Raw genomic sequence first — 26081 nt, 5'->3', positions numbered from 1 at the left:
GTTCGCGCGACGGTCCAGTCGAATCGGGACATGAGGAGGTCTCTTTGGCGGCGCCGCGCGTGACGACCCAGCAGATCAAGGCCGCGAGGGCGCTGCTCGGATGGTCGCAGACCGAATTGGCCAAGGCTTCGGGACTGTCGATTCCGACGATCAAGCGAATCGAATCGAAGACCGGCGGCCTCAGCGGCCGGCCAGACACCTCTTCGCGCATCGTTTCCGCCCTCGAATCGGCGGGGGCCGATTTCATCCCCGAAAACGGCGGCGGCGTCGGCGTGCGCCTGCGTGAAGGCCGCAAGGCCGAGACCATCGCACTGGAGAACCTCAACGCCAGCAACGACGAGTAGAGTCGAGGGTTTCCCTGCAATTGACGGACCGCGTCGATTTGTCCGACCGCCCTGGTTTACGGCAAGCAACATTCTTGACGGCTGGGGTTGACGACGTTAACTCGATATGATTTTCATGGCGTATGTTGTCGACCAAAGAACGCATCATCGCCGCCGCCGCCAACCTGCTCGATTCGGGGGGGCCGAGCGCGGTCACGCTGAGAGCGGTCGGCGACGCGGCGGGAATCTCGCAATCGGCGCCATACCGGCATTTTACCGACAAGCGGGCGCTTCTCGACGCCATGGTCAGGCACATCATCCAGCAGATGCGCACCGCGGTCGACACGGCGCGCATTCAGGCGGCGACGCCGCTCGCCGCGCTCAGTCTCGTCGTCGGCCAATACTACCAGTTCGCGAGACGCTTTCCGGCCCGATACCGGCTGCTGCTCGAGGAGAGCCGTAGCGACAACCCGGTGGGAACGGAGGCGCGTCAGGCGTTCATGACGGTGGCGGACCTCGTCGAGGACGCGCAGCGGGCCGGCGAACTCCGGGAGGGCGACCCGGCGCAGATCGTCGCGATCATTTTCGGGGCGGTGCACGGCATGGCCGATCTCGAGCAGTTCGGTCTGGTCAAGGTCGCGCCCGAAGCGGATTCGGAAGGGGCTCTGCCCGGGCTCCTGGTCGAAATTCTCTCGCGCCACACCCAGCGCGCCGGGGCCTAACGCAGGATGAATTGACGTCCGTCCTTGCGAGCCGAAGGCGAAGCGACCCCCGGCGCCGCAGTCCCTGGCGGGGATTGCTTCGCTTCGCTCGCAATGACGGCGGTGTCTCCCCCGGATTTCATCATGCTCCGGCCGAGCGGCGGCGAACCCTCCTTCCGACAGATTCAGGCGCGGCGGCAGGCCGGCCACGGCCGGCTTCCGATTGCTCAGGCCCGGAAAGCGGCGCCCCTCGGCGCGGAACCCGTCGCGCTCACGCGTCGTGGCCGGCGCTGTCCGGATACACCAGCGCCAGAGTGGAGGCGATATGCGCCTCGACCAGAGCCTCGGCGCGCTCGGTCGCGCGGTCGATCGCCGCCTCGGCCAGGATCTCGTGACCTCTCACGAAATCGCTGTGGCTCTTGAAGGTCGCCATCATCAGACGGCGATAGCGATAGGCCTCGTCGTAAAGACGGGAGAAGGCGGCGAGCAACCGCGGGGAGCCGCACGCGCCGAGCAGCGATGCGTGAAACTGCTTGTGCAGAGCGTCGAAGGCCGGCTCGCCCTCGCCGAATCCCCTGGGATTCTCGGCGATGTAACGCTTGAGCTGATGCAGCGCGCCGACGATCGCGCCCTCCCAGGCGCCGTCGCCGGCCGCGATGCTGAGACGGATCGCCTGGCGCTCGAGCACGCTGCGCACGAGGACGATGTCAGCGAGGTCCTCGCGCGAGATCGACTGCACCCGGAAGCCGCGCTTGCCGATCGCGTTGACGAGGCCTCGGGCGGAGAGACGCGACAACGCCTCCCGCAACGGCGTCGCGCCGACGCCGTAGCGCGCCGACGTCTCCGCGATGCCGAGGCGGCTGTCCGGGGCGAGCACGCCGCCGAGAATGTCGGCCTCGATCCGCTGCGCGGCCTGCTCGGCCAGGGTGTCGGCTTCTTCGACGGTCAAGTCTCAACCCATCAGCTATGTTGCGCAGCCGTCGCCCACGACCCGCCTGTGCGCGGGCGATTGCGACGCCAATCATGGTCGCGCGCGGCCGCCGCCTTGACTAGTCCTCCAGGATCGCGACGACCCGGGTCCAGCCCGCGGAAGCGCGCTCGATCTTGGTCGGGAAGCAGGAGATCGTGAATCCGTCGGCCGGCAAGGCTTCGAGATTGTGCAGCTTCTCGATATGGCAATAGCCGACGTGGCGCCCGGCCTTGTGCCCCTCCCAGATCAGCGACGCGTCGTGCGTGGCGGCATATTTCCTTGCGGTATGGACAAAGGGCGCGTCCCAGCTCCAGCCGTCGATGCCGGTGACGCGAACGCCCCTGGAGAGCAGGTAGAGCGTCGCTTCCGCGCCCATGCCGCAGCCCGAGGGGACATAGTCCGGCCGCCCGTATTTGGCGCCGGCGCTCGTGTTCACAACGACAATGTCGAGCGGCTTGAGCGTGTGGCCGATCCGCGCGAGTTCGGCCTCGACGTCGGCCGCGGTCGCGACATAGCCGTCCTCGAAATGGCGGAAGTCGAGTTTCACCCCCGGCTGCAGGCACCAGTCGAGCGGAATTTCGTCGATGGTGGCGGCGCGTTCGCCTTCGTTCATCGTCGGATGGTAGTGCCAGGGGGCGTCCATATGGGTCCCGTTGTGAGTGGAGAGCTGGATGCGCTCGACCGCCCACCCCTTGCCGTCCGGCAGGTCCTCTTTCGCGAGGCCGGGAAAGAACTTGAGAATTTCGCCGGCGCTCTGCTCATGGTCGATGTATTCGATGCTCGGCCCGAGCCCGGGCGGGTCGGCGTAGACGGTGTTTTGCAGGGGAACCGACAAGTCGATCAGGCGGCGGGCCATGGCAATCTCTCTTTCTCGATCTCAGTCGTTCACGCTTGCGCGATCACTGTGTTTTGCAGGACGCCGATCCGGTCGACGCCGAGAACGATTTCGTCGCCGCTTTGCAGGAACCGGCCGATCTCGAGCCCGCAGCAATTGCCGACCGTGCCGGAGCCGAAGACTTCGCCGGCGCGGATCGTCTCGTCCTGGGCCGCGTCGGCGATGAACTCGGCGAAGGAAAACAGCATCGCGCCCGTATCGCCGGTCGAGCGCGTCTCGCCGTTGACTTTCACGTCGACCTTCAGGGTCTGCGGGTCGCCGAGTTCGTCGGCGGTGACGATCCATGGACCCATGGCGTTCGAACCGTCGAAGCTCTTGCCCTTGGCCGGGCCCAGGCGTCCCTCCATCTCGATTGTCTGCCGGTCGCGGGCGGAGAAGTCGTTGAAGATCGTATAGCCGAAGATGTGTCGGGACGCTTCGGCCGCGGGAATGTTCGCGCGCGTGCGCTTGGTGATCGCCGCGATTTCCAGCTCGTAGTCCATCACCTTGCTGTAGCGCGGCCAGCGCACGGTCGCGCCGGGGCCGACGACGGTCTGACGATTGGTGATGTAGTAGATCGGGATCCGCCGATACACGGCGGGAAGGTCGCCCAGCGGCGCCGCCATGGCGGCCTCGAACGCTTCGACGCCGTCAGCCTTCAACGCCTGCAGCGCCCTCGCGCCGCGGGCCGACTGAAGAATGTGGGTGGCGAACGACATGCCGTCGCGCATCTGGCGCGGCTCGGGCAGAGGCGCGAGCAGGACCACCTCCGCGAGCGGCCGCCAAAGATCGGCCTCGCCCCCGCGCTTCTCGAGCAGGGTCCGGGCAAGGTCGAGGCCGGCGTCGTCGGCGTCGATCAGGCTCAGCATGGAGGCGAAGGCGGACGCGTCGGCGCTCGCGCGCGTCGCCGCGGCCGCGAGGTCGAAGACGCGCGCGCCGCCGCCGTCGACGGCGCCGACCCTCGCCACGTTATCCGCAAAATCCGCAAAAAATGTCGCCAGTCGCATGACTCCTCCCTATTGCGCGCTCCGATGATATATGATCATATGAATTATCGACAATCAAGCGGTTTGTACAGGATCGCATCCTGGTAGGGGGAGGACAGGCGGATGACGCTCGCTGCGGCGGAGCTCGGCAGGGTCAGGTTGCACGCACTGCGCTCTCAGGAAGCCGTCGTCTTCCTCGTATCCGCGGTCATCTTCGGCGTTTTTGCGCTGACGCTTCAGAGGTTTCTGACGCCCGGCAATCTGTCGGTGCTCGTCTTCAACATGTCTCTGGTCGGCATCCTGGGCTGTGGGATGGCCGTGGTGGTGATCGGCCGCGGGGTCGATCTCTCGATGGTGTCGGAACTGGCGGTCGTCGGCGCCTGCTTCGTTCAACTGCTGGCGAACGGCCTGCCCATGAGCGCCGCCATTCCGATCGTGGTGGCGGTCGCCCTGCTGATGGGAGGCGTCAATGGCGTCGTGATCGCCTTCTTCGAGGTGCCGGCGCTGTTTGCCACCCTGGCTTCCGGATTGCTCTTCTTCGGAGCGAGCCGCGCGTTTTTTCTCAACAGCGCGGTCCTCTATCTTCCAGCCAAACACGCCGCCTTTCTCGCGCTGGCGGGAGCCAAGGTGTTCGGCGTCCCGTTGCCGGCGCTGCTCTTCCTGGGCGTGGTCGCGGTTCTCCACCTGCTTCTCACCGCCACGACCTTCGGGCACCTGACCTACGCTCAGGGAGACAATTTCGCCGCGGCCCGCAATTCGGGCGCGCCGGTCAGGGGCATGATCGTCATTCAGTACATGATCGCGGCGCTGACGGCTCTGCTCGCCGGATTCGTGTTCACGGCCGCATCCGCCGCGATCGACATGCAGATCACCCACTCGACGCTGATCTTCGACGTCGTCCTCGTCGTCGTTCTCGGCGGCGTCAGCCTCGCGGGCGGACGGGGCGGCATGCTCAGCGTCGTCGCCGGCGCCCTGCTCATCGGCATTCTGACCAACGGAATGATCATTCTGAACGTCAATACGAGCGTCCAGGGGGTGATCAAGGGTCTTGTGCTTGTTGTTGCGATTCTGCTCGACCGTTTCCTGCACCCCGTCGACGAAGAGACGGCAAAGCAGGGAGATACGCTCTAACATCATGAAAAGAGCGGCGTAAAATCCGGGAGGAACCAATGCGAAACAGAAAAGTCTGTTCGGTCGTGGCGCTCGCCTGTCTGATGGCGGGTCTGGCGAGCCTGCCGGCGTCGGCGGACTCGAAGCTAAAGAGCTCCGACGAACTCTACAATTCCTACACCTCGGCGACCAAAGGCAAGCGTATCGCCTGGGTTCCACAGGCGCTCGGCTTGCCGTTGACCGACGGTTGGACGAAGGAGATGAAGGGCGAGGCGTCCGATCTCGGAATGGAGCTGATCGTCCGCGATCCCAACTGGAGCACCGCGGCCATGACTCAGGCGGTGACGGCTCTGATCGCCGAGAAGCCGGACGTGCTCGTCGTCCACAACCCCAACGTCCAGCTTCTCGCCCGACAGCTCAAGCAGGCCCAGGACGCCGGCATCTACGTCGTGCAGCTCAACATGGTCTCCAACCAGAAGACCGACGCCTTCGTGGGCGGGGATTGGAAGAACCTGGCGCGCGGCATGGCCGAGGACATCGTCAAGACCTGCGGGAAGGACTCCGGCAAGTCCGGGAAGGTGGCCATCATTCAGGGCGAGCTGACGTCCGACGTGTCCATCCTCGAGATGGAAGGGGCCAAGGAGGTGTTCTCCCAGCATCCCGAGATCAAGATCGTCTCCGATCAGGCGGCGATGTGGGATCCGAACAAGGCGCGCGAAATCACCGCCGCGGTCTTGCAGCAGAATCCCGACCTGTGCGCGATCCTCGGCCACTGGGGCCCGATGACGATGGGCGCGGGGCAGGCCGTCAAGGCGGCCGGCCTGAGCGACAAAGTGTCCACCTACTCGACCGGCGAGAACCCGCAGATGATCTGCGATGCGGTCAAGGACGGCATTCTGACCAAGTACTGGAGCGTCGACAACGAGAAGCAGGGTCGCGACGCCATGCTGACGATCAAGTACCTGCTGCAGATGAAGCAGCCGCCGGGGACCTTCAAGCTCGCCGCCTACAGTCCCTTCGAAGTGATCACGCGCGACAACGCCGGCGACGGCCTCTGCTGGCGCTAGTTTTTTCCCCGCGGGAGCGAGGCCGCTCCCGCGGCTCGGGGGACCATCATGTCAACTGGCCTGTCCGCATTCGAGCGTATCTGGGCGCCTCGGCAGCAGCTGTCGGAAGCGATGGCCAAACGCTGGTTCGAGACGCTCGTCCCCTTCACGCTGCTGGTCGTCCTGATCGCGGTCAGCGGCGCGCTCGTGCCGAACTTCCTGACCCTGGGCAGTCTCACTTCCACCGGCCGGGAGTTTGCGGAGTTCGGATTTGTTGCGCTCGCCATGGCGATCGTGCTGATCGGCGGCGGGGTCGATCTGAGCGTCGGATCGATCTTCGCCCTGGCGAATTTCCTTTCGCTCTTCCTCGTTTCGGTCGTCGGCCTTCCGGTTTGGGCCTGTCTCGTCCTCACGCCTCTCGCCGGTTGTCTGCTCGGCGCGGTCAACGGCGCCCTGATCGGCTTCCTGCGGGCGCGCGCGCTGCTGACGACCATGGCGATGCTGATCGTCTTCCGTTCGATCTACGAGCTCGTCACCTACCAATACGCAGCAGATCTTTCCGCCGGGGATCCGGCGTCCCCGCTCTGGGACTACATCGGCGGCGGGTCCCTGCTCGGCGTGCCGATCAATCTGGTCGTTCTGGGGCTGATCGCCGTCGTCGTCCATCTCGTTCGGAGCCGCACGAGGTTTGGATGGCACATCGCCGCGGTCGGCGCGGGGCGTCTGGCGGCGCGTCACGCCGGCCTGCCGGTGAACTGGCTCGTCTTCTCGACCTACGTGATCTCCGGCGCCCTTTCAGCGACCGGCGGGCTGTTCTACGCGGCCCGATTCATGAACGCGGGCCGAGACGTCGGCGTTGGGCTCGAGGTCGACGCCTTGACCGCGGTGGTGCTCGGAGGCGTCAGCCTCATGGGCGGCCGCGGATCGGCGGCGCGCGCGATGATCGGCGCCTTGACGATTTTCCTCATCAACAACGGGCTGGTGCGCGCGGGCGTGGTCTCGGGCGTCAACTCGCTGGTGATGGGCGCGCTCATGCTGCTCGCCGTGGCGGTCGACCGCAAGCTTCTGAAGAATCTGCCGCGGCTGGCGGCGCGCCTGTACATCGATCCCGCGGCGCTGAGGCTTCCGCCGCCGCCGGCGATCGATCCCGGATCCGGCTCGCCTTTCGCGGTCAATTTCGGGCTGCGCGGCGCCTATCCGATCGGATTCAGGGGCGAGGATTTCGCCGGTCAGGAAGACTACGTCCTCGATGACCGGGAGATGCGGCTGTTCAATCCAGAAGACGTTCTGCTCGATCAGCAGGACCGAGTCTACACCGGGACGTCCAACGGGCTCATCATGCGGTACTACGGCCACAACTACGGCGCTCGCGAGGCCTATGCGCGAACCGGCGGACAGGTTCGCGGGCTGGCGTGGGCCGCCGACGGACGGCTGCTCGCGCTCGTGGCGGGTGTCGGCTTGGTCGCGATCGGCGACGACCGGGTCGTCCACCGCCTTTCGGACGAGACCAACCGCACCCCGTTCCGATTCCGCGACGACAGCCGCCTCGCCGCCCTCGTCAATCTTTCGGTGGGACCAGACGAGAAGGTCTACATCTCGGAGGCGTCCTACAGGCACGAGGTTCATGCCTGGATCAATGACGCCGTCGAAGCCCGCCCGAACGGCCGCATCCTCGTCTACGACCCGGCGACCGGGCGCACCCGCACGCTGATCAACCATCTCGTCTATCCGAGCGGCGTCTGCGTCGCCTCGGACGGCCAGTCGCTGCTTTTCTCGGAAACCTGGCTTTGCCGCATCTCGCGCCTTTGGCTCTCCGGACAGAAAGCCGGGCGGACCGAGACCGTGATCGAGAATCTGCCGGTCTATCCGGCGAACATCAGCAAGGCTCCCGACGGCTATTGGGTCGCCGCGGTCGGCGCCAGGACGCCGAGCTTCGACTTGATGGCGTCGGAAAAGGCCGCGCGCTACCGGATTGTCCGCAGCCTCCCTCGTGACGAGTGGCCGACCCCGAATTTCAACGCCGGCGGCGCCTTCCTGCTCACGGAGGCCGGCGAGATCAAGCGGATGCTCTGGGATCCCGCCGGGCGTGGCCAGAACTATTCGGCGGTGACGTCGGCTCGGCAATATGGCCCGTATCTCTACCTCGCGGGGATCTTCAACAACCGCATCGGGCGGGTGGTCGTCGACCGCGACGGCGACGTGTGGAAGAGCCCGAACTTCCTCTACCAGCGCGAGGAATCGCCCCGTCAGCTCGAGGAGATCCGCTGATGGCGGCGATTTTCCGGCGCCTGTTCTTCGGAGGCGAGCAACAGTCCGCTCCGGTCTTCGACGGGGTGCTGCGCCCGAACCAGGACCTCGACCTCTGCCGCCTGATCGCGCGCGGTCTCGAAAGTCCCGACGACGTGGCGATCGTGAGCGGCGATCCCGTCGTGTCGAGCGGCGCCCGGATCGTGCGGGTGACCGGCCAATGGTTTGCGCCCCTCCAGTCGACGGTCGCCGTTCTCGACGGCGTGGGCGGGGCGCTGGCGGCGCTGCCCGACGGCGGGCTCGCGGTCGCGGTCGACGGCGATCGCATCGTCTTCGTCGGCGGCGGCCGCGACGGCCGCGTGCTGCGCGAGGCCGCGAGCCAGGCTTTCACCTGCGTCACGGCGATCGCCGTCGCCGGCGACCGAATGCTCGTCGCGGAAGGGTCGCACCGCAACCCGCTGGCGCATTGGCGGCGTGATCTCTTCCAGGGCAACCGAGCCGGTCGGGTGGTGGAGATCGACCTCGTCTCCGGCCGCGACAGGCTCGTCGCAGGCGCCCTCGCATGGCCGCAGGGCGTGGCGGCGCTGCCGAACGGCGACGTCCTTGTTGCGGAGAGCTGGGCGCATCGCGTCCGCGCGCTTGGCGACCCGCGTTTCGGCTACGACGACATTCCGGCCTACCCCGGCAGGCTCTGCGCCGCCGCCGGGGGCGGCTTCTGGCTTTGCTGCTTCGCCGCCCGCACGCAACTCGTGGACTTCGTGCTCGCCGACCGCCGATTGTCCGAGCGCATGATGCGCGAGGTCGACGAGGAATTCTGGATCGCTCCCGCGCTCGCTGCGACCGATCATCCGCACGAGCCTACGCAGCTCGGCGGCGTCAAGCAGTACGGCGTCCGCAAGCCTTGGGCTCCGGCGCGATCCTATGGGCTCGTGATCCGGCTGGACGAGGAGCTTTCGCCGGCCGCTTCCCTGCACAGTCGGGTCGACGGCAAGCGGCACGGCGTGACAGGCGTCGCGACCGCGGCGGGCGCCGTCTTCCTGACATCGAAGGGCAACGGCAAGCTTCTTCGCCACGACGAAGAGTCCACAGGAGATCTGCGATGAACGTCGTCTCGGACGTCGTCCGGCTGAAGGTCCGCAACGCGAGCAAGGTCTACGGCGGCGTCCACGCCATCCGCAACATCGACGTCGACATCCGCGCTGGCGAGATCTTCGGGTTGCTCGGCGAGAACGGCGCCGGAAAGTCGACCCTCTGCAAGGCGATCGCGGGCGCGGTGCGCCTAACCTCGGGTCAGATGTGGCTCGACGGCAAGGAGCTGAACTACGCGCGTCCGGCGGATGCGCTCGCGGACCGGATCGTCATGGTCTATCAGGAGTCGAGCCTCGTTCCCTCGATGACCGTCGCGCAGAACGTCGTGCTGGGGCAGGAGCGCCTCGTCAATCGCCTGAAGACGCTCTACAAGACCACGCAGGCGACACTGCGGGCGCTCAACTTCAACGTCGATCCGACGGCGCTCGTCTCGAGCCTCGGAACGGCCCAGCGCCAGATGGTCGAAATCGCGCGGGCGGTCCACAACGACGTCCGCCTGATCATCTTCGACGAGCCGACCGCCACGCTGACTCCGGCTGAGAAGAGGAATTTCTTCCGGCTCCTGCGCAGTCTCCGCGCGAACGGCGTATCGGTCATCTACATCTCGCATGCGCTCGAGGAGACGCTGACGATTGCAGACCGCGTGATGGTGCTGCGCGACGGCGAGCCGATCGTCACGGGCGACGCCTCGGGCTTCACGCGCGAGACCATCATCCGCCACATGGTCGGCCGGACGATCAACGACACGTATTACGCGACCCAGCTCAATTCGCGCGACCGCTTTCAGCAGATGCGGAAGGGCGAGAAAAAGCTGCCGGTCGTCCTCCGGGTGGAAAACCTGCGCATGGGGGGCATGGTGCGATCCATGTCGTTCTCGGTCCGGGCAGGAGAAGTGACGGGGATCGCCGGCCTCATCGGCGCAGGTCGAACCGAAGCCGCCAAGGTCGTGTCCGGCGTGCTCAAGCGCGACATGACGAATGGCGGACGCGTTCTGCTCGAGGGCCGCCCGGTCCGCTACCGCACCCCCGAGCAGGCGGTCGCCGACGGCATCGTCTACGTCACCGAGGACCGCAAGCTCGACGGCTTCTTCGAGACGATGGCGCCGTATCGCAACATACACATCGGCTGGCTTGCAAAGGCGCGGCGCCTCTGGTCGCCGGCCACGGGCCGCGACGCGGCGCGCGTCGCCAATCCCTGGGTCGAGCGAATGAACGTGCGGATGCTGGACCCCCGATCGCGGCTGGTTGAGCTGTCGGGCGGAAACCAGCAGAAGGTCGTCATCGCGAAGTCGCTCTGTCAGAAGCCGAAGATCGTCTTCTTCGACGAGCCGACTCGCGGCGTCGATGTCGGCAGCATCACCGAGATCCACGACTTCATTCGAAGCCTCGCCTCGGACGGAATCGCGGTGGTGGTCATCTCGTCCTATCTTCCAGAGATCCTGAGCATTTCCGATCGCGTGCTGGTGGCGCGTCAGGGCCAGATCGTCGAGGAATTTCCAGTCCACGAAGCGTCCCAGGACAAGATCATGAATGCGGCGGTGGCGTGAGACGTCTTCGAGATCCGTCCGGCCGAAGCGCGAGGGCGCGTCCTGCGTCGCGAGCGCGGGCCGCGTCGGGACCGCCCGTTCCTGCTCCTACATGCTCAAGGGTCTCAAATGACAGAAAATAGGATACTGATTCGCGGAGCCTCTATCCTTTCGATGGACCCCAGGATCGGCGACTTCGGCAAGGGAGACATCCTGATCGAAGGCGAGACGATCGCGGCGGTGGCGCCGACGATCTCCGTCGATACCGGGGCGGTCGAGCTCGTCGACGCGGAGTCGATGATCGCGATTCCCGGGTTCGTCGACACGCACCGGCACACCTGGCAGACGCAGTTGCGGACGGTCGCCGTCGACTGGAGTCTGTGCGACTACGTCATCAACATGCGCTCCATCTTCGCCGCCTTCTATCGGCCCGAAGACGTCTTCCTCGGCAACTACGTCGGCTGTCTGGAGGCGGTGAACGGCGGCATCACCTCGGTCGTCGACCATTGCCACATCATCAACTCTCCGGACCACGCCGACGAGGCGGTGCGCGGCATCTTCGAGTCGGGCGTCGGCGGCGTCTTCTGCTACGGCATGTTCCGGAACGCCAAGCATCAGATCGGGGCGCCGATCGAGGTCGGCGAATTGATCGGCGAGATGTTCAGCGATGTCGAAGACTGGCGTTTCGACGACGGCGAGCGTGTTCGCGATCGTTACTTCCACAAGGACGGCCGCGTGCGGTTCGGCGTCGCCACCAACGAATACGAGTTCAAGCCCTACGACGAGGTGCGTTCGGAACTGTCGCGCATCCGTCTGCTGGATCCCCACCGCATCTCGATGCACATGGCGATGGGCGCGCTGTGCAAGGACGCGCGCATGGTGAGATATTTCGCCGAGGATCGCTTTCTCGACGAGAAGTGCCTGTTCGTTCACGGCGGCGGCTTCACCGATCAGGAGCTGCGGTTGCTGGCCGAGTTCGGATGCAGCGTGTCGGCGACGCCCGACACGGAAATGCAGATGGGAATGGGGCACCCGGTCGGGTACCGGTTCGCCTCGCTCGGCGGAAAGGCGTCGCTCGGGATCGACATCGTGTCCAACATCGCCGGCGACATGTTCTCCCAGATGCGCCTGCAGCTCCAGGCTCAACGGGCGCGCGTCAATGCCCGCGACGAGTTGGAGGGCCGGATGCCGGGCCTCGTCAGCCCCGCCACGCGCTCCGCGCTCGAAATGGCGACCATCGGCGGGGCGCGGGCGGCGGGGCTCGACAGCGTCACGGGTAGTCTCACGCCGGGCAAGAAGGCGGACATCGCGCTGATCAGCGGCCGCGATATCAACACCGCGCCGGTGATCGACCCTGTCGGGACCGTGGTCTTCTACGCCAACCCGTCCAATGTCGACAGCGTCTGGGTTCACGGCCGCGCCCTGAAGCGAAACGGCGCGCTGCTGGGAGTCGATTGGCCGCACTGGCGCAGGCGGCTTGTCGCCTCGACCGAACACGTCATGGCGAACGCTCAGCGCATTCCGCTGGAGAAGATCCAGAACCTCTGGACCGCCCTGTGGGCTTTTGACCGGAGGTCGACGGTGTGGCCGGAATAGAGCCCCTCGCGAACTGACGCGCTCTCCAATTGAACCGTCACGCAGCGATGGCGTGACCCTCGGCCTGGGCATGGCGGCGGGCTTCAGCCTCGGCGGGAGGGATATTTCCGATCGGCTCGAGAAGGCGTCGATTGTTGAACCAGCCGACCCATTCGAGGGTGGCGTATTCGACGGCTTCGCGGCTGCGCCACGGGCCGCGTCGACGGATGATCTCGGTCTTGTAGGTCGAACACGCGCCGGATCTTCCCGCGCAGGACGGCGCTCGGGAAAACGTCTTCGTCGTCCTGCTCGTCTTGGCTCCATCCTCTCAAAAGTTGGAGCCTCCGGCATACCCGGCGCGGTTCAGAAGGTGGTGCCCCTAGCCGGAATCGAACCAGCACTCCTTGCGGAATCCGATTTTGAGTCGGACGCGTCTACCAGTTCCGCCATAGGGGCCCGCACGAAGCGGACGGGCCATATAAACTGCGGCGCGCCGGAGGGTCAACGCCTCCCGCGCTCGGCGGTCGCGCCAACGCCGGAGCCCTCCCCTCTTGCCGGGTCGCATGGACAGGCGCGCCGGAACCGCGTAAGGGTCGGCCGCCGCGAGGATCCCGACATGGTCGACACGCTCTACGCCCGCGTCAAGGCGCTCGCGCAAAGCCGGCACGCCGAAGCGGCGCTTGCGGCCGTGGCCTTCGCCGAGAGTTCGTTCTTTCCCGTGCCCCCCGACATCCTGCTCGCGCCGATGGCGCTCGCCTATCCGAGCCGGGCGTGGCGCTTCGCGCTGATCGCGACCGTCGCCTCGGTCGCCGGCGGCATGCTCGGCTATGCGATCGGCGCGCTGCTCTACGATACCCTCGGGGCCTGGCTCGTCCAGCTCTACGGCTACGGCGCCAAAATGGACGCGCTCAAGGCGACCTACGCCCAGTGGGGCTGGCTGGTGATCCTGGTCAAGGGGGTGACGCCGATCCCCTACAAGCTCGTCACCATCACCAGCGGCCTGCTCGCCTACAATTTCCCGCTGTTCGTCGCGCTCTCCGCGGTGACGCGCGGCGCGCGCTTCTTTCTCGTGGCGGGCGCGCTCAACTGGTTCGGCGAGCCGGTGCGCAACGCGATGGAGCGCAATTTCGTCGCCGTCCTCGCCGCCTTCGTCGCGGTGACGGCCGCCGGATTCTTCATCGCCATGAAAGTCTTCTGATGGGCCTCGCCGAACTGATCCTGCCGCGCGCGCAAGCCGGGCGCGCGCTCTGGTTGTTGGCCGGATCGCTGGCGGTGCTGGCCGCGGCATGGACTTTCCAGGCCCTCGGCTATGCGCCGTGCGAGCTGTGCCTGGCCGAGCGAAACGCCTTCTACGCCGCCGCGCCGCTCGCGGCCCTCGCCGCCGTCAGCGCCAGCCGGTCGCGTCCCGGGATCGCGCGCGCCCTGTTCGTGCTGATCGCGCTCGTCTTTCTCGCCAACGTTGCGCTCGCCTTCTATCACGTCGGCGTCGAGCAGCATTGGTGGCCGGGACCGACCGCCTGCACCGGCGCGCTGACCGGCCCGGTGAGCGCCGGCGACCTGATGACGTCGCTGAATTCCGTGCATGTGGTGAATTGCGACGAGGTGCAACTGCGCCTCCTCGGGCTGTCGCTCGCCGGCTGGGACGTCGTGGCGAGCCTCGGACTGGCGCTCTACGCGGCGCTCGCGGCGAGACTCGGGCGCTGACGCGGGACGGTCAGCGGCGCTTGGACTTGCGGACCGACCGCGGCCGCTCGGGCGCCCCGGCGGCGGCCAGGATCTTCCGGTACTCGTCGCGCTTCTCGTGGATCGAGGCGATCACCAGTCCCATCGGCACGCCGATGTCGACCAGCGTCGCCTCGGCGAGTTGCAGGCTCGCCTCGATCGTCTCCGGGACGGCGTCGCTGACCCCGAGGTCGTAGAGCGTGTGGGCGTGGTCGGCGTCGCGGGCGCGCGCGACCAGCGTCACGTCCGGGCGCAGCTTTCGCGTCGTCTCGACCACCGTCTCGTTGGCGTTGGGCGAATCCATCGTCACCACCACCGCGCGCGCCGTCTCCACGCCGCAGCGCCGCAGGTAATCGGCGCGCGAGGCGTCGCCGTAATAGACCGGCTTTCCCGCCGCCCGCGCGCTGGCGACGACGCGGGGGTCGGCGTCGACGGCGATGAACGGGACCCGGTGCGCATCGAGCATGTCGCCGATCAGCGCGCCGACCCGGCCGTAGCCGACGAGGATGACGCGCGCCGCGTCGGAGTCCGGCGGCGCCTCCTCGGGCGGCGCGTCGGACCGCCCGCGCGCCAGCGGGTCGATCAGCGCGCCGAGCCGCGCGAGCGCGGGAATCGCCAGCATCGAGACCGCGACCGAGGTCGTCAGCGTCGTCGCGAGCGTCCGGTCGACGATCCCGCCGGCGAGCGCCGCGCCGATCATCACGAAGCCGAACTCGCCGCCGGGCCCGAGCAGGAGGGCCATTTCCGCGCTCGCCCGCCACGGCAGGCGGAAGCCGCGCGCGAGGCCGAACAGAATGAGTCCCTTGACGGCGACGAGCCCGGCCGCGATCCCGATGATGACGCCCGGCCTGGCCAGAATCAGCGCCGGATCGATCCCGGTCCCCACCGAGACGAAATAGAGCCCGAGCAGCAGGCCCTTGAACGGCTCGATCGTCACCTCGATCTCGCGCCGATACTCGGTCTCGGCCAACAGGAGCCCGGCGATGAAGGCGCCGAGCGCCATCGACAGATGGCTCGCGGCCGCCAGCAGGCCGTCGCCGAGCACGACCAGAAGGCAGGCCGCCATGAAGAACTCGGGGCTCCTCGTCTCGGCGACGAAATGGAAGAAGGGCCTGAGCGCCAGCCGGCCGAACACGATCAGCGCCGCGAGCCCGGCCGCCGCCGGGACCAGCGTCTCGACCACCAGCACGCCGAGGCCGCTCCCGGCCCCGCGGGAAAAGGCGGCGACCATGACCAGGAGCGGCGCGACCGCGATATCCTGGAACAGGAGCACCGCGAAGCTCGCGCGCCCAACCGTGGCGCCGAGCCGCCGGCCCTCGATCAGCATCGGAATGACGATCGCCGTCGACGACACGCTGAGCGCCGCCGCCACGATCAGCGCCGCCGCCGGCGCGAGACCGAGACCCATGGCCGCCGCCGTCAGCGCCAGCGTGGTGACGACGACCTGGGCGAGGCCGAGACCGAACACGAGGCGGCGCATGCGCCGGATGCGCTCGAGCGACAGTTCGAGCCCCATGGTGAACAGGAGCGCGACCACGCCGAAACCGGCGATGCGGTCGATCGTCTCGCTGTTGCTGATGGAGAAGAACTCCAGCCACGGCGCCTTGCGGAACAGGGCGCCGAGGCCGTACGGCCCGAGCGCCAGCCCGGCGAGCAGATAGCCGAGCACCGGGCTGACCCGCAGGCGGAAGAACAGCGGCGCGACCACGCCGGCCGTCGCCAGGAACAGCAGCGCCTCTCGGTACAGGGAAAGGTCGTCGGTTTCGTGCAAGGGGTCCGCCTTTCGCGCCGCGCGAAGTTTAGTCGATTCGGGCGGCGGCGCGAGCCTCGCGGCGAGGCGCGCCGGCGTGCTATGCCGATGCGGTATCGAGGCGCGGACAGCCGGGAGCAGCCCCATGACGCTTTATTCACGCGACGCCGAAACCGACGCGATCACGGCCCTCGCGCCGATCATTCCGGTGCTGACGGTTCGCAGCGTCGAGGATGGCCTCGCCCAGGCGCGGGCGCTGGTCGCCGGCGGCCTCACCGCGATCGAGGTCACCCTGCGCACGCCGAGCGCGCTCGCGGCGATCGCGGCGATCGCCGATCAGGTTCCGGGCGCGGTCGTCGGCGCGGGCACGATCGTCTCGCCCGACCAGATCGATGACGCGGTCGCGGCGGGGGCGCGCTTTCTGGTGAGCCCGGGGGCGACGACCGATCTGGCCGAGGCCGCCGCGGCGGCGCCCGTCCCGTTCCTGCCCGGCTGCGCGACCGCTTCGGAGGCGATGGCGCTGCGCGAACTCGGATTTCGCACGCTGAAGCTGTTTCCGGCGGAGGCGGTCGGGGGCGCGCGGCTGCTCGCCGCGCTCGCCGCGCCGCTGCCCGACCTGCGCTTCTGCCCGACCGGCGGCATCGATCTCGTGAAGGCGGCGGACTACCTGAAGCTGCCCAACGTCGCCTGCGTCGGCGGCTCGTGGATGCTGCCGAAGGAGGCGCTGGCGGCGGGCGACTTCGCGAGGGTGGAGGCGCTGGCCCGCGAGGCGGCGGGGCTGCGGCGCCTGTAGGGCGCGGTCGACGACCGCGCCCGCGGCCGATCCACGGGATTGCTTCGCCCGAAGGCGAGACCCTCGCAGCCTGCAGGGCGCAAAGGCGGGGTCGACGACCCCGCCCTACAAACGGGCTTTACGCCGCCTTGGCTTCCGGCGCGGCTTCGGCGCGCTTCTTCTCGACTTCGCGCTTGAGGCTCAACGCGCCGTCGGAGAGTTCGGCGTCGCGCGCCTTGGCGAGGAAGTTGTCGAGGCCGCCGCGGTGCTCGACCGAACGCAGCGCCGCCGCGGTGACGCGCATGCGCACCGCCCGCTCGAGCGATTCCGACAGCAGCGTCACCTGGACGAGGTTGGGCAAGAAGCGGGTGCGCGTCTTGCGGTTGGAGTGGCTGACCTTGTTGCCGTATTGGACGGCCTTGCCCGTCAGCTCGCAGCGGCGTGACATCGCGCGGAATCCTTCGCGTAAAATTTCAACTTGGAGCGCGGACAAACAAGAATACGGGCCGCCTCGCTCGGAAGCGTCCCGCCAGCCTGTCCGGCCCCTGGCTTATTGGGTCGCGGGTCTATAGGGGAACGGATTTTCCGCGTCAAGTTGTGCGACCGCCGAACTTCTGGCAAGGGCGCGGGCGCGTGAGACAGGAGACGACGCTTGACCGACCTCGCCGACGCCGACGATCCGCTCGACGCGGTCGCCAACCTCGAGGCTTTGCGCGCGGCGATCGCGCAACGCGCCAGCGACTGCGACCGCGCGCCCGACGCGATCAAGCTGGTCGCGGTGTCGAAAACCTATTCCGCCGACGAGGTCTGGCCGACGATCGCGGTCGGCGGACAGACGGTGTTCGGCGAGAACCGGGTGCAGGAGGCGATCCCGAAATGGCGCGACCTGCGCGCCCGCGCCGCCGCGCTCGGCAAGACGATCGAATTGCACCTGATCGGGCCGCTGCAGAGCAACAAAGCGCGCGAGGCGGTCGAGCATTTCGACGTGATCGAGACGGTGGACCGGGAGAAGATCGCCGCCGCCCTCGCCCACGAGATCCAGCGAACCGGCAAGCATCCCCGGCTCTACGTCGAGGTCAACACCGGCGCCGAGCCGCAGAAGGCGGGCGTCCTGCCGCAGGACGCGGACGCCTTCCTCGCGCTCTGCCGCGACGCGTACGGGCTGACGATCGACGGCCTGATGGCGATCCCGCCGGCCGGCGAGCAGGCCTCGCCGCATTTCGCGCTGCTCGGCGTGATCGCCAAGCGCAACGGCCTTAAGGAATTATCAATGGGGATGAGCGCGGATTGGCCGCTCGCGGTGCAACTCGGCGCGACCGCCGTCCGGGTCGGCAGCGCGATTTTCGGCGCGCGGGCGCATAGCAAGAGCTGAAGGGTTTCATGGGCGTCCTGGTTTTCCTGCTCGCTCTCGTCCTGCTGGCCGCCGGCGCGGCCAGCGCCTACATGGGCCTGGATCTTCTTCCGACCGGCCCGGGGCTCCTCTATGTCTTCTCGGGAGCGGTCGCCGCCGTCGGCGCAGTCGTCGTCCTCGCCCTCGGCGTCGTGGCGGTGCAACTCGGCCGGCTGACGCAGGCCGTGCGCGAGCAGGCCGCGAACGCGAGCGCGAGCGCAGCCGGGCTCGCCGGGCCGGCGGCGCGTCAGGCCGGCGAAGCCAGCCTGGCCGCGGCGCAGGAACCGGACCCGGAAGCCGGAGCGGTCACGGCGGCCGCGCACGAAGACGAGATCGCGCCCGACCGGCGCGCCGCTCCCGACGAAGGGGCGGCGGAAGCGGGCGCCGAAACGCAAGCGGTCGAAGGCCCGGCGCCCGACGACGAGCCGGTGAACGAGAACCGCGCCGGCCATCTGCCGACGCTGGACGAGATCGAACGGGCGATCGAGACGCCCGAACCGCCGCCGACTTTGATCGGCCGCTATTCCTCGGGCGGCGCCAACTACATGATCTTCTCCGACGGCACGATCGAGGCGGAGACCGACGAGGGCGCCTACAAGTTCGCCACCATGGGCGACTTCAAGCAATTTCTTCTGGACCGCAACGCCAGCAAGGCGTGACGGGCGCCGCGGAGCCGCCGGCGGTCGAGATCGCTGACAAACCGCAGTCTGCGGTCCTGCGCTTCGCGCAGGGCGCGCTGACATCAACCCGGCTTGGGGAGGGTCCAGCGCAAACCTTCAAAGCGCGCGAAATCGCGATCGAAGCTGACGAGGGTCGCGTTCTGTTCGAGCGCCAGGGCGGCGAGATGCGCATCGGTGGTCAGATTGCCGGCGGCGCCGGCGGCCTTCAGCAAGCGTCCGAGAACTTTCCGACGCCGCGCGTATCTTCGAAACCTCGCCGCATGGCCTCGAGAGCCTCGGCGTGTCGTTCGCTCGAACGATTGGCGGAATAGAGAAGCGTATTGGCGTCCGGGGGCTGCGCCGATGCCGGCCGACACGCTCGTCGTCCTCCAGTTCAGCGGCGAGGGAGGCGGCCTTGGTGAGATCGACCCGGGGCTCGCCCATGTCGAAGACGAGCGGCTCAAAGGCCTCGTCGCGCCGGTTGCGACTGCGCAGTCCGACGCGCAACGCGTTGTTCAGCACATCCTTGAACGACCCGCCGTGTCGGCGCATCTCCTCGCGCAACAGGGTCTCGACATCGGGTTCGAGCGTGATTGTCGTCCGCATGAGGCATCGTGATGCTTGAGAGTATGCCATCATGATGCCCGAGGGGGCGGGCGCCGTCAACGCCGGCGCTTCGCGACCCCGTCGACCCGGAATCGCGCACGCGGGCCGCCGCTCACAGGAACAGCCCCCTGTCCCGCGCCACCGCCTCGGCCAGGTGTTCGGCGAGGGCGCGGATGCGGCCGAGGCCGCGGGTGTCCTCGTGGGTCACGAGCCAGTAGGCGCGCATCGCCCGCCGCTCGGGCAGCACTCGCACGAGGTCGTCGAAGCGGCGGGCGATGAAGTCGTGCACCACGCACAAGCCAACGCCGGCGCGCAGCGCCTCGAGCTGCGTCACCGTGCTCGCGCATTCGAAACTCGTCGGCGCGGCGTCGAACAGTTCGCGCACGTAGTCGAGCGCGGTCGAGAAGGCGTGCTCGGCGACGTAGCCGATCAGCCGATGGCGCCGCAACGCTTCGACCGTTTCGGGCCGGCCGTTGCGCGCGAGATAGGCGGCGCTGGCGTAGACGCCGAGCGTGTAGTCCGTCAGCTTGCGGGCGACGAACCGCCCCTCCTCCGGCTTGTCGAGGCCGACGACCACGTCGACTTCGCGCCGCGCCAGCGGGGTCAGTTGCGGCAGCGGCAACAATTGCAGCCGCACGCCCGGATGGCGGTCGCAAAAGTCCCTGAGCGCGCCGGTGAGGTAGTAGGTGGAAAAGCCGTCGGGCGCGCCGATCCGGACGTCGCCGACGAGTTCGAGATCGACCCCGGAAATCTCTCCCTGCGCGTGCAGAAAGGCGCTCTCCATTTCCTCGGCGGCGCTCAGAAAGCGCTCGCCCGCGGCGGTGAGCGCGGCGCCCGTTGTTCGTCTGTCGAGCAGCTTCGCCCCCAACGCCGCCTCCAGCGCCGCGATCCGCCGGCTGACGGTGGCGTGATCGAGCCTGAGGCGCTTCGCCGCGGCGACGAACTGCCCGGCGCGGGCGACGGCGAGAAAGACGCGTACGTTGTCCCAGTCCATCGGGCGATCCTTGGGAACCAAGCGTTCCGTATGCTATTGTCATACGCATGGTGAAAGCGCGCGCATCCGCCTCCGTCCTCAGCGTCCGAGTCAGTTCCGGCGAACGCGAGCTTTTGGACGCCGCAGCCGCCGATTCGCACACGACCATCAGCGATTTCGTCCGCCGCGCCGCGATCGAGGCGGCCGAGATGGAGGTCCTCAACCGGTCGACCATCACGATTCCCGCCGAATCGTGGGAGGCGTTCGAGGCCTGGTTGAATCGGCCCGCCGAAGATGTCCCCGGTCTCGTGGATCTGTTCCAAAGAAAACCGACATGGGAACGGTAGATGTCGCCGGTTTCGGCGCCGCGTCCCCTGGCCAGGGGCGACGACCGTAACCGATTCGACTGCGGTCACCATGCCTTGAACGAATGGTTCAGGCGTCATGCGTGGAACAATCAAGCCACGGGAGCGTCGCGCGTCACTGTGATCGAAGACGACGTCTCCGGCCGGATCGTCGGCTACGTGACCCTCAGTTCGGCCCAAATCGAACGCGCCTTCCTGCCGAGGGCTCACCAGCGCAACCAGCCTGACCCGATCCCCGTGACGCTCCTTGGACAACTCGCGGTCGACCGGGATTGGCAAAGTCAGGGGCATGCAATCTCGCTCCTCCTGTTCGCCTTGACGACAGCTCTGAAGGCGTCCGAGCACGTCGGCAGCACTGCGGTCATCGCCCATCCGCTCAACGAGACTATTCGAGGATTCTATGCGCGCTGGGGCTTCTTCGATCTGCCTTTCGATCCCCGGGGAGCGATGATCGCGCGTATGGCCGATATCCGGCGTCGATTGCAGGCACGCGCCTGATCGCCCGCCATCGCCTTAGCCCATTCTTGCACATCCGATGCGCGATCTCTGCGATTGTTGTGCGCAGAATCCTACGGCATAAGACCGGCAACCGCGCAATCGCACAGGGAGTGGAACATGATCGAATATGGGCATTTCATCGGCGGCCAGCACGTCGCCGGCAAGTCGGGCCGCACGGCCGAGGTGTTTCAGCCGATGGACGGCACGGTGCGCGGGCGGGTCGCGCTGGCTTCCAAGGCCGAAGTCCGCGCCGCGGTCGAGAACGCCGCCGCGGCGCAGCCCGCCTGGGGCGCCACCAACCCGCAGCGCCGCGCCCGCGTGCTGATGAAGTTCCTCGACCTGATCGCGCGCGACAACGAGGCGCTCGCAGAGATTCTCGCCCGCGAGCACGGCAAGACGATCGCCGACGCCAAGGGCGACATCCAGCGCGGCGTAGAGGTGGTGGAGTTCGCGCTCGGCGTTCCCCACCTGATGAAAGGCGAATACACCGATGGGGCCGGCCCCGGCATCGACATCTATTCGCTGCGCCAGCCGCTCGGCGTCGTCGCCGGCATCACCCCGTTCAACTTCCCGGCGATGATCCCGCTGTGGAAGCTCGCCCCCGCGATCGCCTGCGGCAACGCCTTCATTTTGAAGCCCTCGGAGCGCGACCCCGGCGTGCCGATGAAGCTCGGCGAATTGTTCATCGAGGCCGGCGGCCCGCCCGGCATCCTCAACGTGGTCAACGGCGACAAGGAGGCGGTCGACGCCATTCTCGACGATCCCGACATCCAGGCGATCGGCTTCGTCGGCTCGACCCCGATCGCCCACTACATCTATTCGCGCGGAACCGCCTCCGGCAAACGGGTGCAGTGCTTCGGCGGCGCCAAGAACCACATGGTGGTGATGCCCGACGCAGACATGGACCAGACGGTCGACGCGCTGATCGGGGCCGGCTACGGCTCGGCCGGCGAGCGCTGCATGGCGATTTCGGTCGCCGTGCCGGTCGGCCAGAAGACGGCCGACGAGCTCGTCCGGCGCCTGATCCCGCGCGTCGAAGCGCTGAAGATCGGACCGTCGACCGACGCCAGCGCCGATTTCGGCCCGGTCGTCACGGCGGCTGCGCTCGAGAAGATCAAGGGCTACGTCGATCTCGGCGTCAACGAGGGCGCGAAGCTCGTCGTCGACGGCCGTGGCTTCCGCATGCAGGGCTACGAGAACGGCTTCTACATGGGCGGCTGCCTGTTCGACCACGTCACCAGAGACATGCGCATCTACAAGGAGGAAATCTTCGGGCCGGTGCTGTCGGTGGTGCGGGCGCACGACTATTCGGAGGCGCTGTCCTTGTGCAACGACCACGAATACGGCAACGGCGTCGCCATCTTCACCCGCGACGGCGACGCGGCGCGCGATTTCGCCAGCAAGGTCAAGGTCGGCATGGTCGGCGTCAACGTGCCGATCCCGGTGCCGGTCGCCTACTACACCTTCGGCGGCTGGAAGCGCTCGGGCTTCGGCGACCTGAACCAGCACGGGCCGGATTCGATCCGCTTCTACACCCGCACCAAGACGGTGACGGCGCGCTGGCCGTCCGGCATCAAGGACGGCGCGCAGTTCTCGATCCCGACGATGGGGTGAGGCAGGAGCGCCAAACGCTGGACAGGGCGGCGTGGAGCCATTCACGCCGCCTTTTTGCTGCGCGACGCAGGATGCGTATAATGCGGCTGGTCTTCGGCTATCCGATCGGGAGAGGCCAATGGCGACGGCGCTCAAGCACCTCAACGCCGACGAATTTCTGCTTTGGGCGGAGGGCATGGACGGCCGCTGGGAGCTCTTTGACGGCGTTCCGGTGATGATGTCGCCAGAACGGGTCCTGCACGGCGCAACGAAGGGCGAGGTCTACGCGGCCCTGCGTACGGCCATTCGACGAGCGAAACTTCCTTGTCGAGCCTACCCGGACGGGGTGGCCGTTCGCACCAGCGCGAAATCGACCTTTCAGCCCGACGCGTCGGTGTCTTGCGGCCGGACGCCGCCGATTGACGCGCTGGCGATCGACGATCCCGTCATCGTCGTCGAAGTCCTCTCGCCGTCTACGGCCTCGATCGACCATGGCCCGAAGCTCAGCGGCTACTTCTCGCTGCCGAGCGTGGAACACTACCTGATCCTCGACCCCGAGCGCCGCGTGGTCATCCACCACAAGCGCGGGACCGGCGACGCGATCGAGACGCGGGAACTGACGGACGGCGTCGCGAAGCTCGACCCGCCCGGCTTCGAGGTCGCGGTCGAGGCGATGTTTCCGCCGCCGTCCGCGTAGACCGACGCCGCGTCCGCGCCCGGGCGGGAGGGGCGGCGAGACGCCGCCCCTCCCGCCGTCCTCACGCCGTCTCCGCGACGAACGCCGTCACCAGCGCATCGAAGGCGTCCGGCCTCTCCCAATGCGGCGCATGGCCCGCTCCTGGAACGATCTGGACCGCGCCGCGCCACAGCGTCGGCGCGTCGAGCGCGGCGAGATAGGCGCCGCTCACCAGTTGCTCCCGTTCGCCGTGCAGGATGGCGAGCGGCGCTTTCAGCTCGCGAACCACGACGACCTCGTCACGGTAGCCGTCCGGGGCGATGCTCGCCGCGAGCCCGGAGCGGGCGCGCCCGTCGGTGCGCAGTGCGTCCTCGAGGAAGCTCCCCGGAACGTCGGAAAAGCCGGGCGCGAAGAACGCGGCGACATAGGCCGCCGCCTGGTCGCGGTCGATGGTCGCGGCGAAGCCGGCGCCCATCGCCGGGTTCGGCAGGAAGGCCTCGTCCATGGCGGGCGGAAACGCCAGCGGCGGCGTGCCGTAGATGACGAAGCCTTTTGCGAGCGGCAGATCGGGCGCCATCTCCAGCGCGACATGTCCGCCGAGGCTCCAGCCGACGAAATGCGCGTCTGCGAGGCCGAGCGCGTCGACGACGGCGCGCACGGCGGCGGCGTGACCGCGAAGGGAATAGAGGCTCGCGTCCTTGGCGTCAGCCGAGGCGCCGTGACCGGGCAGGTCGATGGCGACGAGCCGGAAGCGCGCGCCGAGCGGCCCGTCGAGCTGCCTTGCGAAGGCGCGCGACGACGACGAATTGCCGTGGACGAGCACGATCGCCGGTCCCTGCCCGGCCGACTGATGCACCGCGACGGCGCCGTTCGGCGCGTCGATTGTGGTTGTGTTCATAAAGACCCCTCCCGCCGCATAGCGCGTGGCGGCAGGCTAGGCCAGAACGGCGGCTTGCGAAAGCGCGCCGGCGGCGAACGCGCCCCTATCGCTGTGGCGGTGCGGGGACGTTCGGCTCGGCCGCGATCGAGCCCGTCGCATCCGGCGCGTCCGAATCCTCGGCCGCCGGCTTCGCCGGCGGTTTCGGCGCCTTCGCCGCGACCGTCTGCGCCTTGCCCGCGGGCGCGGTCCTGCGCGGAGGCAGGGGCACGTCGGAGGGAATCGGCTGGTCGGGCACGTAGGCGGTCGCCTCGGGCTTCGCCGGCGCGTCCTCGCCGCCCACGTGCAGCCACTTCTTCACGCTGCCGGCGCTCGCGCCCCACATGCCGGCGACGCCGCTCGCGACCGGCGCCGCGACCGCGATCGTCTGCGGCGGCGCGACCGGCTCGGTTTCGGCGGCGGACGCGAGCTCGGCGGGGGCCTTCGCCGCTTCCGCCGCGGACGCCGCCGCGCGACTGGCGTCGCCCGTGGCCACCTGAACCGCCTCGGGCGCGGGCTTGGCCGCCGCCGGCGCGGCGCGGACAGGCGCTGCCCTGCCCGGGTCGTCCAGCGCGATCTCCTGCGGCCCGCCGGCGAGCGCATCGGGGTCGCTCGTGTCCTTGTAGCCGGCGAACACCGGATTCTGTCCGCCGTCGGCGTAGATTGTGCGGATCGGCTTCACGCCCCTGGCGGCGAGTTCGGCGACCTTGGCGGCGTCTTTCGCCTCCTTCTCGGCGACGAGCGCCTCGACCGACTCGTCCTTCTGCAGCGCCGGACAGGGCGCGCCGGCCGCGACCTCGCCCCTGGCCGTGGCGCCGAAGATGTAGTGCTTGCCGCAGATCAGCACCGACGGCTCGGTCTTGGTGACCTCGAAATGGTCCGAGCCGTTCTTCAGCTCCTTCCAGAACTCGATGTTCGGATCGAGCCGGTATTTCGCCATGTTCTCCGGCGTCATGTGGAACGGATAGGACTGGAGCTGGATCTCGCGCTGCCCGCCGCGCAGCGCGTCGCGGGCGATGGCGTAGATGTCGTCGACCTGCTTGTCGGTCATCGAAAAGCAGCCGGCCGACGAGCACACGCCGTGGACCATCACGGAGCCGCCGGTGCGGCCGAGGGCGCGGTCGTAGGCGTTCGGATAGCCGACGTTGAAGGCGAGGTAATAGTGGGAGTTCGGGTTCATCTGGCCCGGCGCGATGGCGTAGAAGCCCTCGGGCACCTGCATGTCGCCCTCGGTCCTCTTCGGGCCGAGCTGGCCGGACCAGCGGCAGATCGGATAGGTCTTCAGCAGCGCGTACTGCCCGTCCGACTTCATCTTCCAGATCTCGAGCTCCGCCTCCTTCTTGTAGGCGCGGATCAGCACCGGCGACGACGGCGTCGTGTCGATCTTCTCCATCTCCTGGAGCGTGGCGCTGGTGATCGGGTGTTCGGCGCGGCCGGGCCCGGCGTCGAGATAGGAGTCGTCGCACCCTGCGACGATCGCTCCCGCGGCGGCCGCGAGGCCGAGCGCGGCCAGACGCCGGAACGGCAGAGTCATGCATCACCCCGTTTTTGGCGCGCAACGCTAGTGGCGCATTGCGAAAATGTCCACGCGGCGGATTGAAGCGCTCGCATCGCTTACCCGCTCGTTAAACCCTCTCGCGACCGCGCCGGAATCGCGCCGGACCTTGTCTTTGAGGTCGAAATGCGGCGCGGCTTGGGCGGGATCCCCGCAATCG

General features: G+C 67.9%; 27 protein-coding genes, 1 tRNA gene and 1 pseudogene. 18 read left to right on the top strand and 11 right to left on the bottom strand.

The genetic code is table 11. The features are described from left to right. The first annotated feature begins 44 nt into the window (after positions 1-44). Positions 45-344 carry a helix-turn-helix domain-containing protein gene (locus DFR50_RS32855; RefSeq protein ID WP_245427480.1) on the top strand — a complete coding sequence of 100 codons (300 nt, stop codon included), beginning with the start codon at positions 45-47 and terminating at the stop codon, positions 342-344. Between the two features lie 122 nt (positions 345-466). Continuing rightward, positions 467-1045 (top strand): TetR/AcrR family transcriptional regulator, encoded by a 579-nt coding sequence (locus DFR50_RS08785; protein ID WP_113888827.1) that lies wholly within the window; start codon positions 467-469, stop codon positions 1043-1045. 250 nt (positions 1046-1295) lie between these two features. On the opposite strand, the gene DFR50_RS08780 is transcribed toward DFR50_RS08785, so the two are convergent. The 3 genes from DFR50_RS08780 to DFR50_RS08770 all read right to left on the bottom strand — a co-directional run bounded on the left by DFR50_RS08780 (position 1296) and on the right by DFR50_RS08770 (position 3875). Then, a complete protein-coding gene (locus DFR50_RS08780; RefSeq protein WP_113888826.1) occupies positions 1296-1973 on the bottom strand; it encodes a GntR family transcriptional regulator in 678 nt (225 codons plus the stop codon). A 100-nt stretch (positions 1974-2073) separates the two neighbouring features. After that, the gene (locus DFR50_RS08775; protein WP_113888825.1) at positions 2074-2850 is read right to left on the bottom strand and encodes a cyclase family protein; all 777 of its coding nucleotides are present in this window, start codon (positions 2848-2850) and stop codon (positions 2074-2076) included. A 29-nt stretch (positions 2851-2879) separates the two neighbouring features. Beyond that, positions 2880-3875 carry a fumarylacetoacetate hydrolase family protein gene (locus tag DFR50_RS08770; RefSeq protein ID WP_113888824.1) on the bottom strand — a complete coding sequence of 332 codons (996 nt, stop codon included), beginning with the start codon at positions 3873-3875 and terminating at the stop codon, positions 2880-2882. Between the two features lie 102 nt (positions 3876-3977). Between DFR50_RS08770 and DFR50_RS08765 the strand changes: the two genes are divergently transcribed. The 6 genes from DFR50_RS08765 to DFR50_RS08740 all read left to right on the top strand — a co-directional run bounded on the left by DFR50_RS08765 (position 3978) and on the right by DFR50_RS08740 (position 12467). After that, positions 3978-4985, top strand: coding sequence for an ABC transporter permease (locus DFR50_RS08765; RefSeq protein WP_113888823.1), 1008 nt, complete (start codon positions 3978-3980; stop codon positions 4983-4985). 38 nt (positions 4986-5023) lie between these two features. Beyond that, positions 5024-6031: a sugar ABC transporter substrate-binding protein gene (locus tag DFR50_RS08760; RefSeq protein ID WP_113888822.1), complete on the top strand. Its 1008-nt coding sequence runs from the start codon at positions 5024-5026 to the stop codon at positions 6029-6031. A 48-nt stretch (positions 6032-6079) separates the two neighbouring features. Continuing rightward, positions 6080-8278, top strand: a complete 2199-nt coding sequence (locus tag DFR50_RS08755; protein WP_113888821.1) for an ABC transporter permease — start codon at positions 6080-6082, stop codon at positions 8276-8278. After that, positions 8278-9360: an NHL repeat-containing protein gene (locus tag DFR50_RS08750; protein ID WP_113888820.1), complete on the top strand. Its 1083-nt coding sequence runs from the start codon at positions 8278-8280 to the stop codon at positions 9358-9360. The genes DFR50_RS08755 and DFR50_RS08750 overlap by 1 nt, the downstream gene beginning before the upstream one ends. Further along, a complete protein-coding gene (locus DFR50_RS08745) occupies positions 9357-10892 on the top strand; it encodes a sugar ABC transporter ATP-binding protein (RefSeq protein WP_113888819.1) in 1536 nt (511 codons plus the stop codon). Before DFR50_RS08750 ends, DFR50_RS08745 begins: the two co-directional genes overlap by 4 nt. A gap of 108 nt (positions 10893-11000) precedes the next feature. After that, positions 11001-12467: an amidohydrolase family protein gene (locus DFR50_RS08740; RefSeq protein ID WP_113888818.1), complete on the top strand. Its 1467-nt coding sequence runs from the start codon at positions 11001-11003 to the stop codon at positions 12465-12467. Between the two features lie 37 nt (positions 12468-12504). Here DFR50_RS08740 and DFR50_RS08735 read toward each other — a convergent pair. After that, positions 12505-12690 (bottom strand): annotated as a pseudogene (locus DFR50_RS08735) (IS3 family transposase); the annotation flags it as partial. A gap of 127 nt (positions 12691-12817) precedes the next feature. After that, positions 12818-12902 (bottom strand) — tRNA-Leu (locus DFR50_RS08730). A gap of 160 nt (positions 12903-13062) precedes the next feature. Between DFR50_RS08730 and DFR50_RS08725 the strand changes: the two genes are divergently transcribed. Together DFR50_RS08725 and DFR50_RS08720 are read left to right on the top strand one after the other, a co-directional pair. Then, on the top strand, positions 13063-13644 hold the full coding sequence (locus tag DFR50_RS08725) for a YqaA family protein (RefSeq protein WP_113888817.1): 582 nt from the start codon (positions 13063-13065) through the stop codon (positions 13642-13644). Further along, positions 13644-14150: a disulfide bond formation protein B gene (locus DFR50_RS08720; RefSeq protein ID WP_113888816.1), complete on the top strand. Its 507-nt coding sequence runs from the start codon at positions 13644-13646 to the stop codon at positions 14148-14150. The genes DFR50_RS08725 and DFR50_RS08720 overlap by 1 nt, the downstream gene beginning before the upstream one ends. Positions 14151-14160: 10 nt before the next feature. Here DFR50_RS08720 and DFR50_RS08715 read toward each other — a convergent pair whose 3' ends face one another. After that, positions 14161-15939 (bottom strand): cation:proton antiporter domain-containing protein, encoded by a 1779-nt coding sequence (locus DFR50_RS08715; protein WP_245427477.1) that lies wholly within the window; start codon positions 15937-15939, stop codon positions 14161-14163. 124 nt (positions 15940-16063) lie between these two features. Here DFR50_RS08715 and eda point away from each other — a divergent pair, with 124 nt between their 5' ends. Beyond that, complete coding sequence (gene eda, locus DFR50_RS08710; RefSeq protein WP_113888814.1) at positions 16064-16711, top strand: bifunctional 4-hydroxy-2-oxoglutarate aldolase/2-dehydro-3-deoxy-phosphogluconate aldolase; 648 nt, start codon at positions 16064-16066, stop codon at positions 16709-16711. Between the two features lie 118 nt (positions 16712-16829). Here the strand turns inward: eda and rpmB are convergent, their stop codons facing one another. Then, positions 16830-17138 carry a 50S ribosomal protein L28 gene (gene rpmB, locus DFR50_RS08705; protein WP_113888813.1) on the bottom strand — a complete coding sequence of 103 codons (309 nt, stop codon included), beginning with the start codon at positions 17136-17138 and terminating at the stop codon, positions 16830-16832. Positions 17139-17342: 204 nt separating this feature from the next. Here rpmB and DFR50_RS08700 point away from each other — a divergent pair, with 204 nt between their 5' ends. Next, entirely contained in the window at positions 17343-18062 is a 720-nt protein-coding gene (locus DFR50_RS08700) for a YggS family pyridoxal phosphate-dependent enzyme (RefSeq protein WP_113888812.1), read from the top strand. A gap of 8 nt (positions 18063-18070) precedes the next feature. Further along, complete coding sequence (locus DFR50_RS08695) at positions 18071-18739, top strand: hypothetical protein (protein WP_113888811.1); 669 nt, start codon at positions 18071-18073, stop codon at positions 18737-18739. Positions 18740-18822: 83 nt separating this feature from the next. Here DFR50_RS08695 and DFR50_RS33295 read toward each other — a convergent pair whose 3' ends face one another. Beyond that, positions 18823-19116 carry a PIN domain-containing protein gene (locus tag DFR50_RS33295; RefSeq protein ID WP_281015948.1) on the bottom strand — a complete coding sequence of 98 codons (294 nt, stop codon included), beginning with the start codon at positions 19114-19116 and terminating at the stop codon, positions 18823-18825. Between DFR50_RS33295 and DFR50_RS31995 the strand changes: the two genes are divergently transcribed. Further along, positions 19103-19357 carry a hypothetical protein gene (locus tag DFR50_RS31995; RefSeq protein ID WP_170153113.1) on the top strand — a complete coding sequence of 85 codons (255 nt, stop codon included), beginning with the start codon at positions 19103-19105 and terminating at the stop codon, positions 19355-19357. The two genes, DFR50_RS33295 and DFR50_RS31995, sit on opposite strands and share 14 nt — an antisense overlap. Before the next feature lie 100 nt (positions 19358-19457). Here DFR50_RS31995 and DFR50_RS08685 read toward each other — a convergent pair whose 3' ends face one another. Continuing rightward, positions 19458-20339: a LysR family transcriptional regulator gene (locus tag DFR50_RS08685; protein WP_113888809.1), complete on the bottom strand. Its 882-nt coding sequence runs from the start codon at positions 20337-20339 to the stop codon at positions 19458-19460. Positions 20340-20386: 47 nt separating this feature from the next. Between DFR50_RS08685 and DFR50_RS08680 the strand changes: the two genes are divergently transcribed. The 4 genes from DFR50_RS08680 (at position 20387) to DFR50_RS08665 (ending at position 23471) form a co-directional block, all read left to right on the top strand. After that, on the top strand, positions 20387-20665 hold the full coding sequence (locus DFR50_RS08680; protein ID WP_113888808.1) for a type II toxin-antitoxin system TacA family antitoxin: 279 nt from the start codon (positions 20387-20389) through the stop codon (positions 20663-20665). Continuing rightward, positions 20666-21181: a GNAT family N-acetyltransferase gene (locus tag DFR50_RS08675; protein ID WP_113888807.1), complete on the top strand. Its 516-nt coding sequence runs from the start codon at positions 20666-20668 to the stop codon at positions 21179-21181. 117 nt (positions 21182-21298) lie between these two features. Then, on the top strand, positions 21299-22795 hold the full coding sequence (locus DFR50_RS08670) for a CoA-acylating methylmalonate-semialdehyde dehydrogenase (RefSeq protein ID WP_113888806.1): 1497 nt from the start codon (positions 21299-21301) through the stop codon (positions 22793-22795). Positions 22796-22913: 118 nt separating this feature from the next. Further along, positions 22914-23471, top strand: a complete 558-nt coding sequence (locus tag DFR50_RS08665; RefSeq protein WP_113888805.1) for a Uma2 family endonuclease — start codon at positions 22914-22916, stop codon at positions 23469-23471. Positions 23472-23532: 61 nt separating this feature from the next. On the opposite strand, the gene DFR50_RS08660 is transcribed toward DFR50_RS08665, so the two are convergent. Then, positions 23533-24348 carry an alpha/beta fold hydrolase gene (locus DFR50_RS08660; RefSeq protein WP_113888804.1) on the bottom strand — a complete coding sequence of 272 codons (816 nt, stop codon included), beginning with the start codon at positions 24346-24348 and terminating at the stop codon, positions 23533-23535. 85 nt (positions 24349-24433) lie between these two features. After that, positions 24434-25900 (bottom strand): L,D-transpeptidase family protein, encoded by a 1467-nt coding sequence (locus DFR50_RS08655; RefSeq protein ID WP_245427472.1) that lies wholly within the window; start codon positions 25898-25900, stop codon positions 24434-24436. Between the last annotated feature and the right edge of the window lie 181 nt (positions 25901-26081).

Source organism: Roseiarcus fermentans (assembly GCF_003315135.1).
GTDB lineage: Bacteria > Pseudomonadota > Alphaproteobacteria > Rhizobiales > Beijerinckiaceae > Roseiarcus > Roseiarcus fermentans.
This window is presented reverse-complemented; position numbering and strand designations above follow the sequence as displayed.

What these genes read in the sequence shown, in the direction of transcription:
- DFR50_RS08775 (WP_113888825.1), bottom strand. Translation starts at nt 2,850, where the DNA reads ATGGCCCGCCGCCTGATCGACTTGTCGGTTCCCCTGCAAAACACCGTC.
- DFR50_RS08680 (WP_113888808.1), top strand. Translation starts at nt 20,387, where the DNA reads ATGGTGAAAGCGCGCGCATCCGCCTCCGTCCTCAGCGTCCGAGTCAGT.
- DFR50_RS08760 (WP_113888822.1), top strand. Translation starts at nt 5,024, where the DNA reads ATGCGAAACAGAAAAGTCTGTTCGGTCGTGGCGCTCGCCTGTCTGATG.
- DFR50_RS08660 (WP_113888804.1), bottom strand. Translation starts at nt 24,348, where the DNA reads ATGAACACAACCACAATCGACGCGCCGAACGGCGCCGTCGCGGTGCAT.
- DFR50_RS08745 (WP_113888819.1), top strand. Translation starts at nt 9,357, where the DNA reads ATGAACGTCGTCTCGGACGTCGTCCGGCTGAAGGTCCGCAACGCGAGC.
- DFR50_RS08670 (WP_113888806.1), top strand. Translation starts at nt 21,299, where the DNA reads ATGATCGAATATGGGCATTTCATCGGCGGCCAGCACGTCGCCGGCAAG.
- DFR50_RS08765 (WP_113888823.1), top strand. Translation starts at nt 3,978, where the DNA reads ATGACGCTCGCTGCGGCGGAGCTCGGCAGGGTCAGGTTGCACGCACTG.
- DFR50_RS08665 (WP_113888805.1), top strand. Translation starts at nt 22,914, where the DNA reads ATGGCGACGGCGCTCAAGCACCTCAACGCCGACGAATTTCTGCTTTGG.
- DFR50_RS08685 (WP_113888809.1), bottom strand. Translation starts at nt 20,339, where the DNA reads ATGGACTGGGACAACGTACGCGTCTTTCTCGCCGTCGCCCGCGCCGGG.
- DFR50_RS08655 (WP_245427472.1), bottom strand. Translation starts at nt 25,900, where the DNA reads ATGACTCTGCCGTTCCGGCGTCTGGCCGCGCTCGGCCTCGCGGCCGCC.
- DFR50_RS08750 (WP_113888820.1), top strand. Translation starts at nt 8,278, where the DNA reads ATGGCGGCGATTTTCCGGCGCCTGTTCTTCGGAGGCGAGCAACAGTCC.
- DFR50_RS08720 (WP_113888816.1), top strand. Translation starts at nt 13,644, where the DNA reads ATGGGCCTCGCCGAACTGATCCTGCCGCGCGCGCAAGCCGGGCGCGCG.
- rpmB (WP_113888813.1), bottom strand. Translation starts at nt 17,138, where the DNA reads ATGTCACGCCGCTGCGAGCTGACGGGCAAGGCCGTCCAATACGGCAAC.
- DFR50_RS08770 (WP_113888824.1), bottom strand. Translation starts at nt 3,875, where the DNA reads ATGCGACTGGCGACATTTTTTGCGGATTTTGCGGATAACGTGGCGAGG.
- DFR50_RS08740 (WP_113888818.1), top strand. Translation starts at nt 11,001, where the DNA reads ATGACAGAAAATAGGATACTGATTCGCGGAGCCTCTATCCTTTCGATG.
- DFR50_RS08695 (WP_113888811.1), top strand. Translation starts at nt 18,071, where the DNA reads ATGGGCGTCCTGGTTTTCCTGCTCGCTCTCGTCCTGCTGGCCGCCGGC.
- DFR50_RS08675 (WP_113888807.1), top strand. Translation starts at nt 20,666, where the DNA reads ATGTCGCCGGTTTCGGCGCCGCGTCCCCTGGCCAGGGGCGACGACCGT.
- DFR50_RS31995 (WP_170153113.1), top strand. Translation starts at nt 19,103, where the DNA reads ATGCCGGCCGACACGCTCGTCGTCCTCCAGTTCAGCGGCGAGGGAGGC.
- DFR50_RS08785 (WP_113888827.1), top strand. Translation starts at nt 467, where the DNA reads ATGTTGTCGACCAAAGAACGCATCATCGCCGCCGCCGCCAACCTGCTC.
- eda (WP_113888814.1), top strand. Translation starts at nt 16,064, where the DNA reads ATGACGCTTTATTCACGCGACGCCGAAACCGACGCGATCACGGCCCTC.
- DFR50_RS08755 (WP_113888821.1), top strand. Translation starts at nt 6,080, where the DNA reads ATGTCAACTGGCCTGTCCGCATTCGAGCGTATCTGGGCGCCTCGGCAG.
- DFR50_RS08725 (WP_113888817.1), top strand. Translation starts at nt 13,063, where the DNA reads ATGGTCGACACGCTCTACGCCCGCGTCAAGGCGCTCGCGCAAAGCCGG.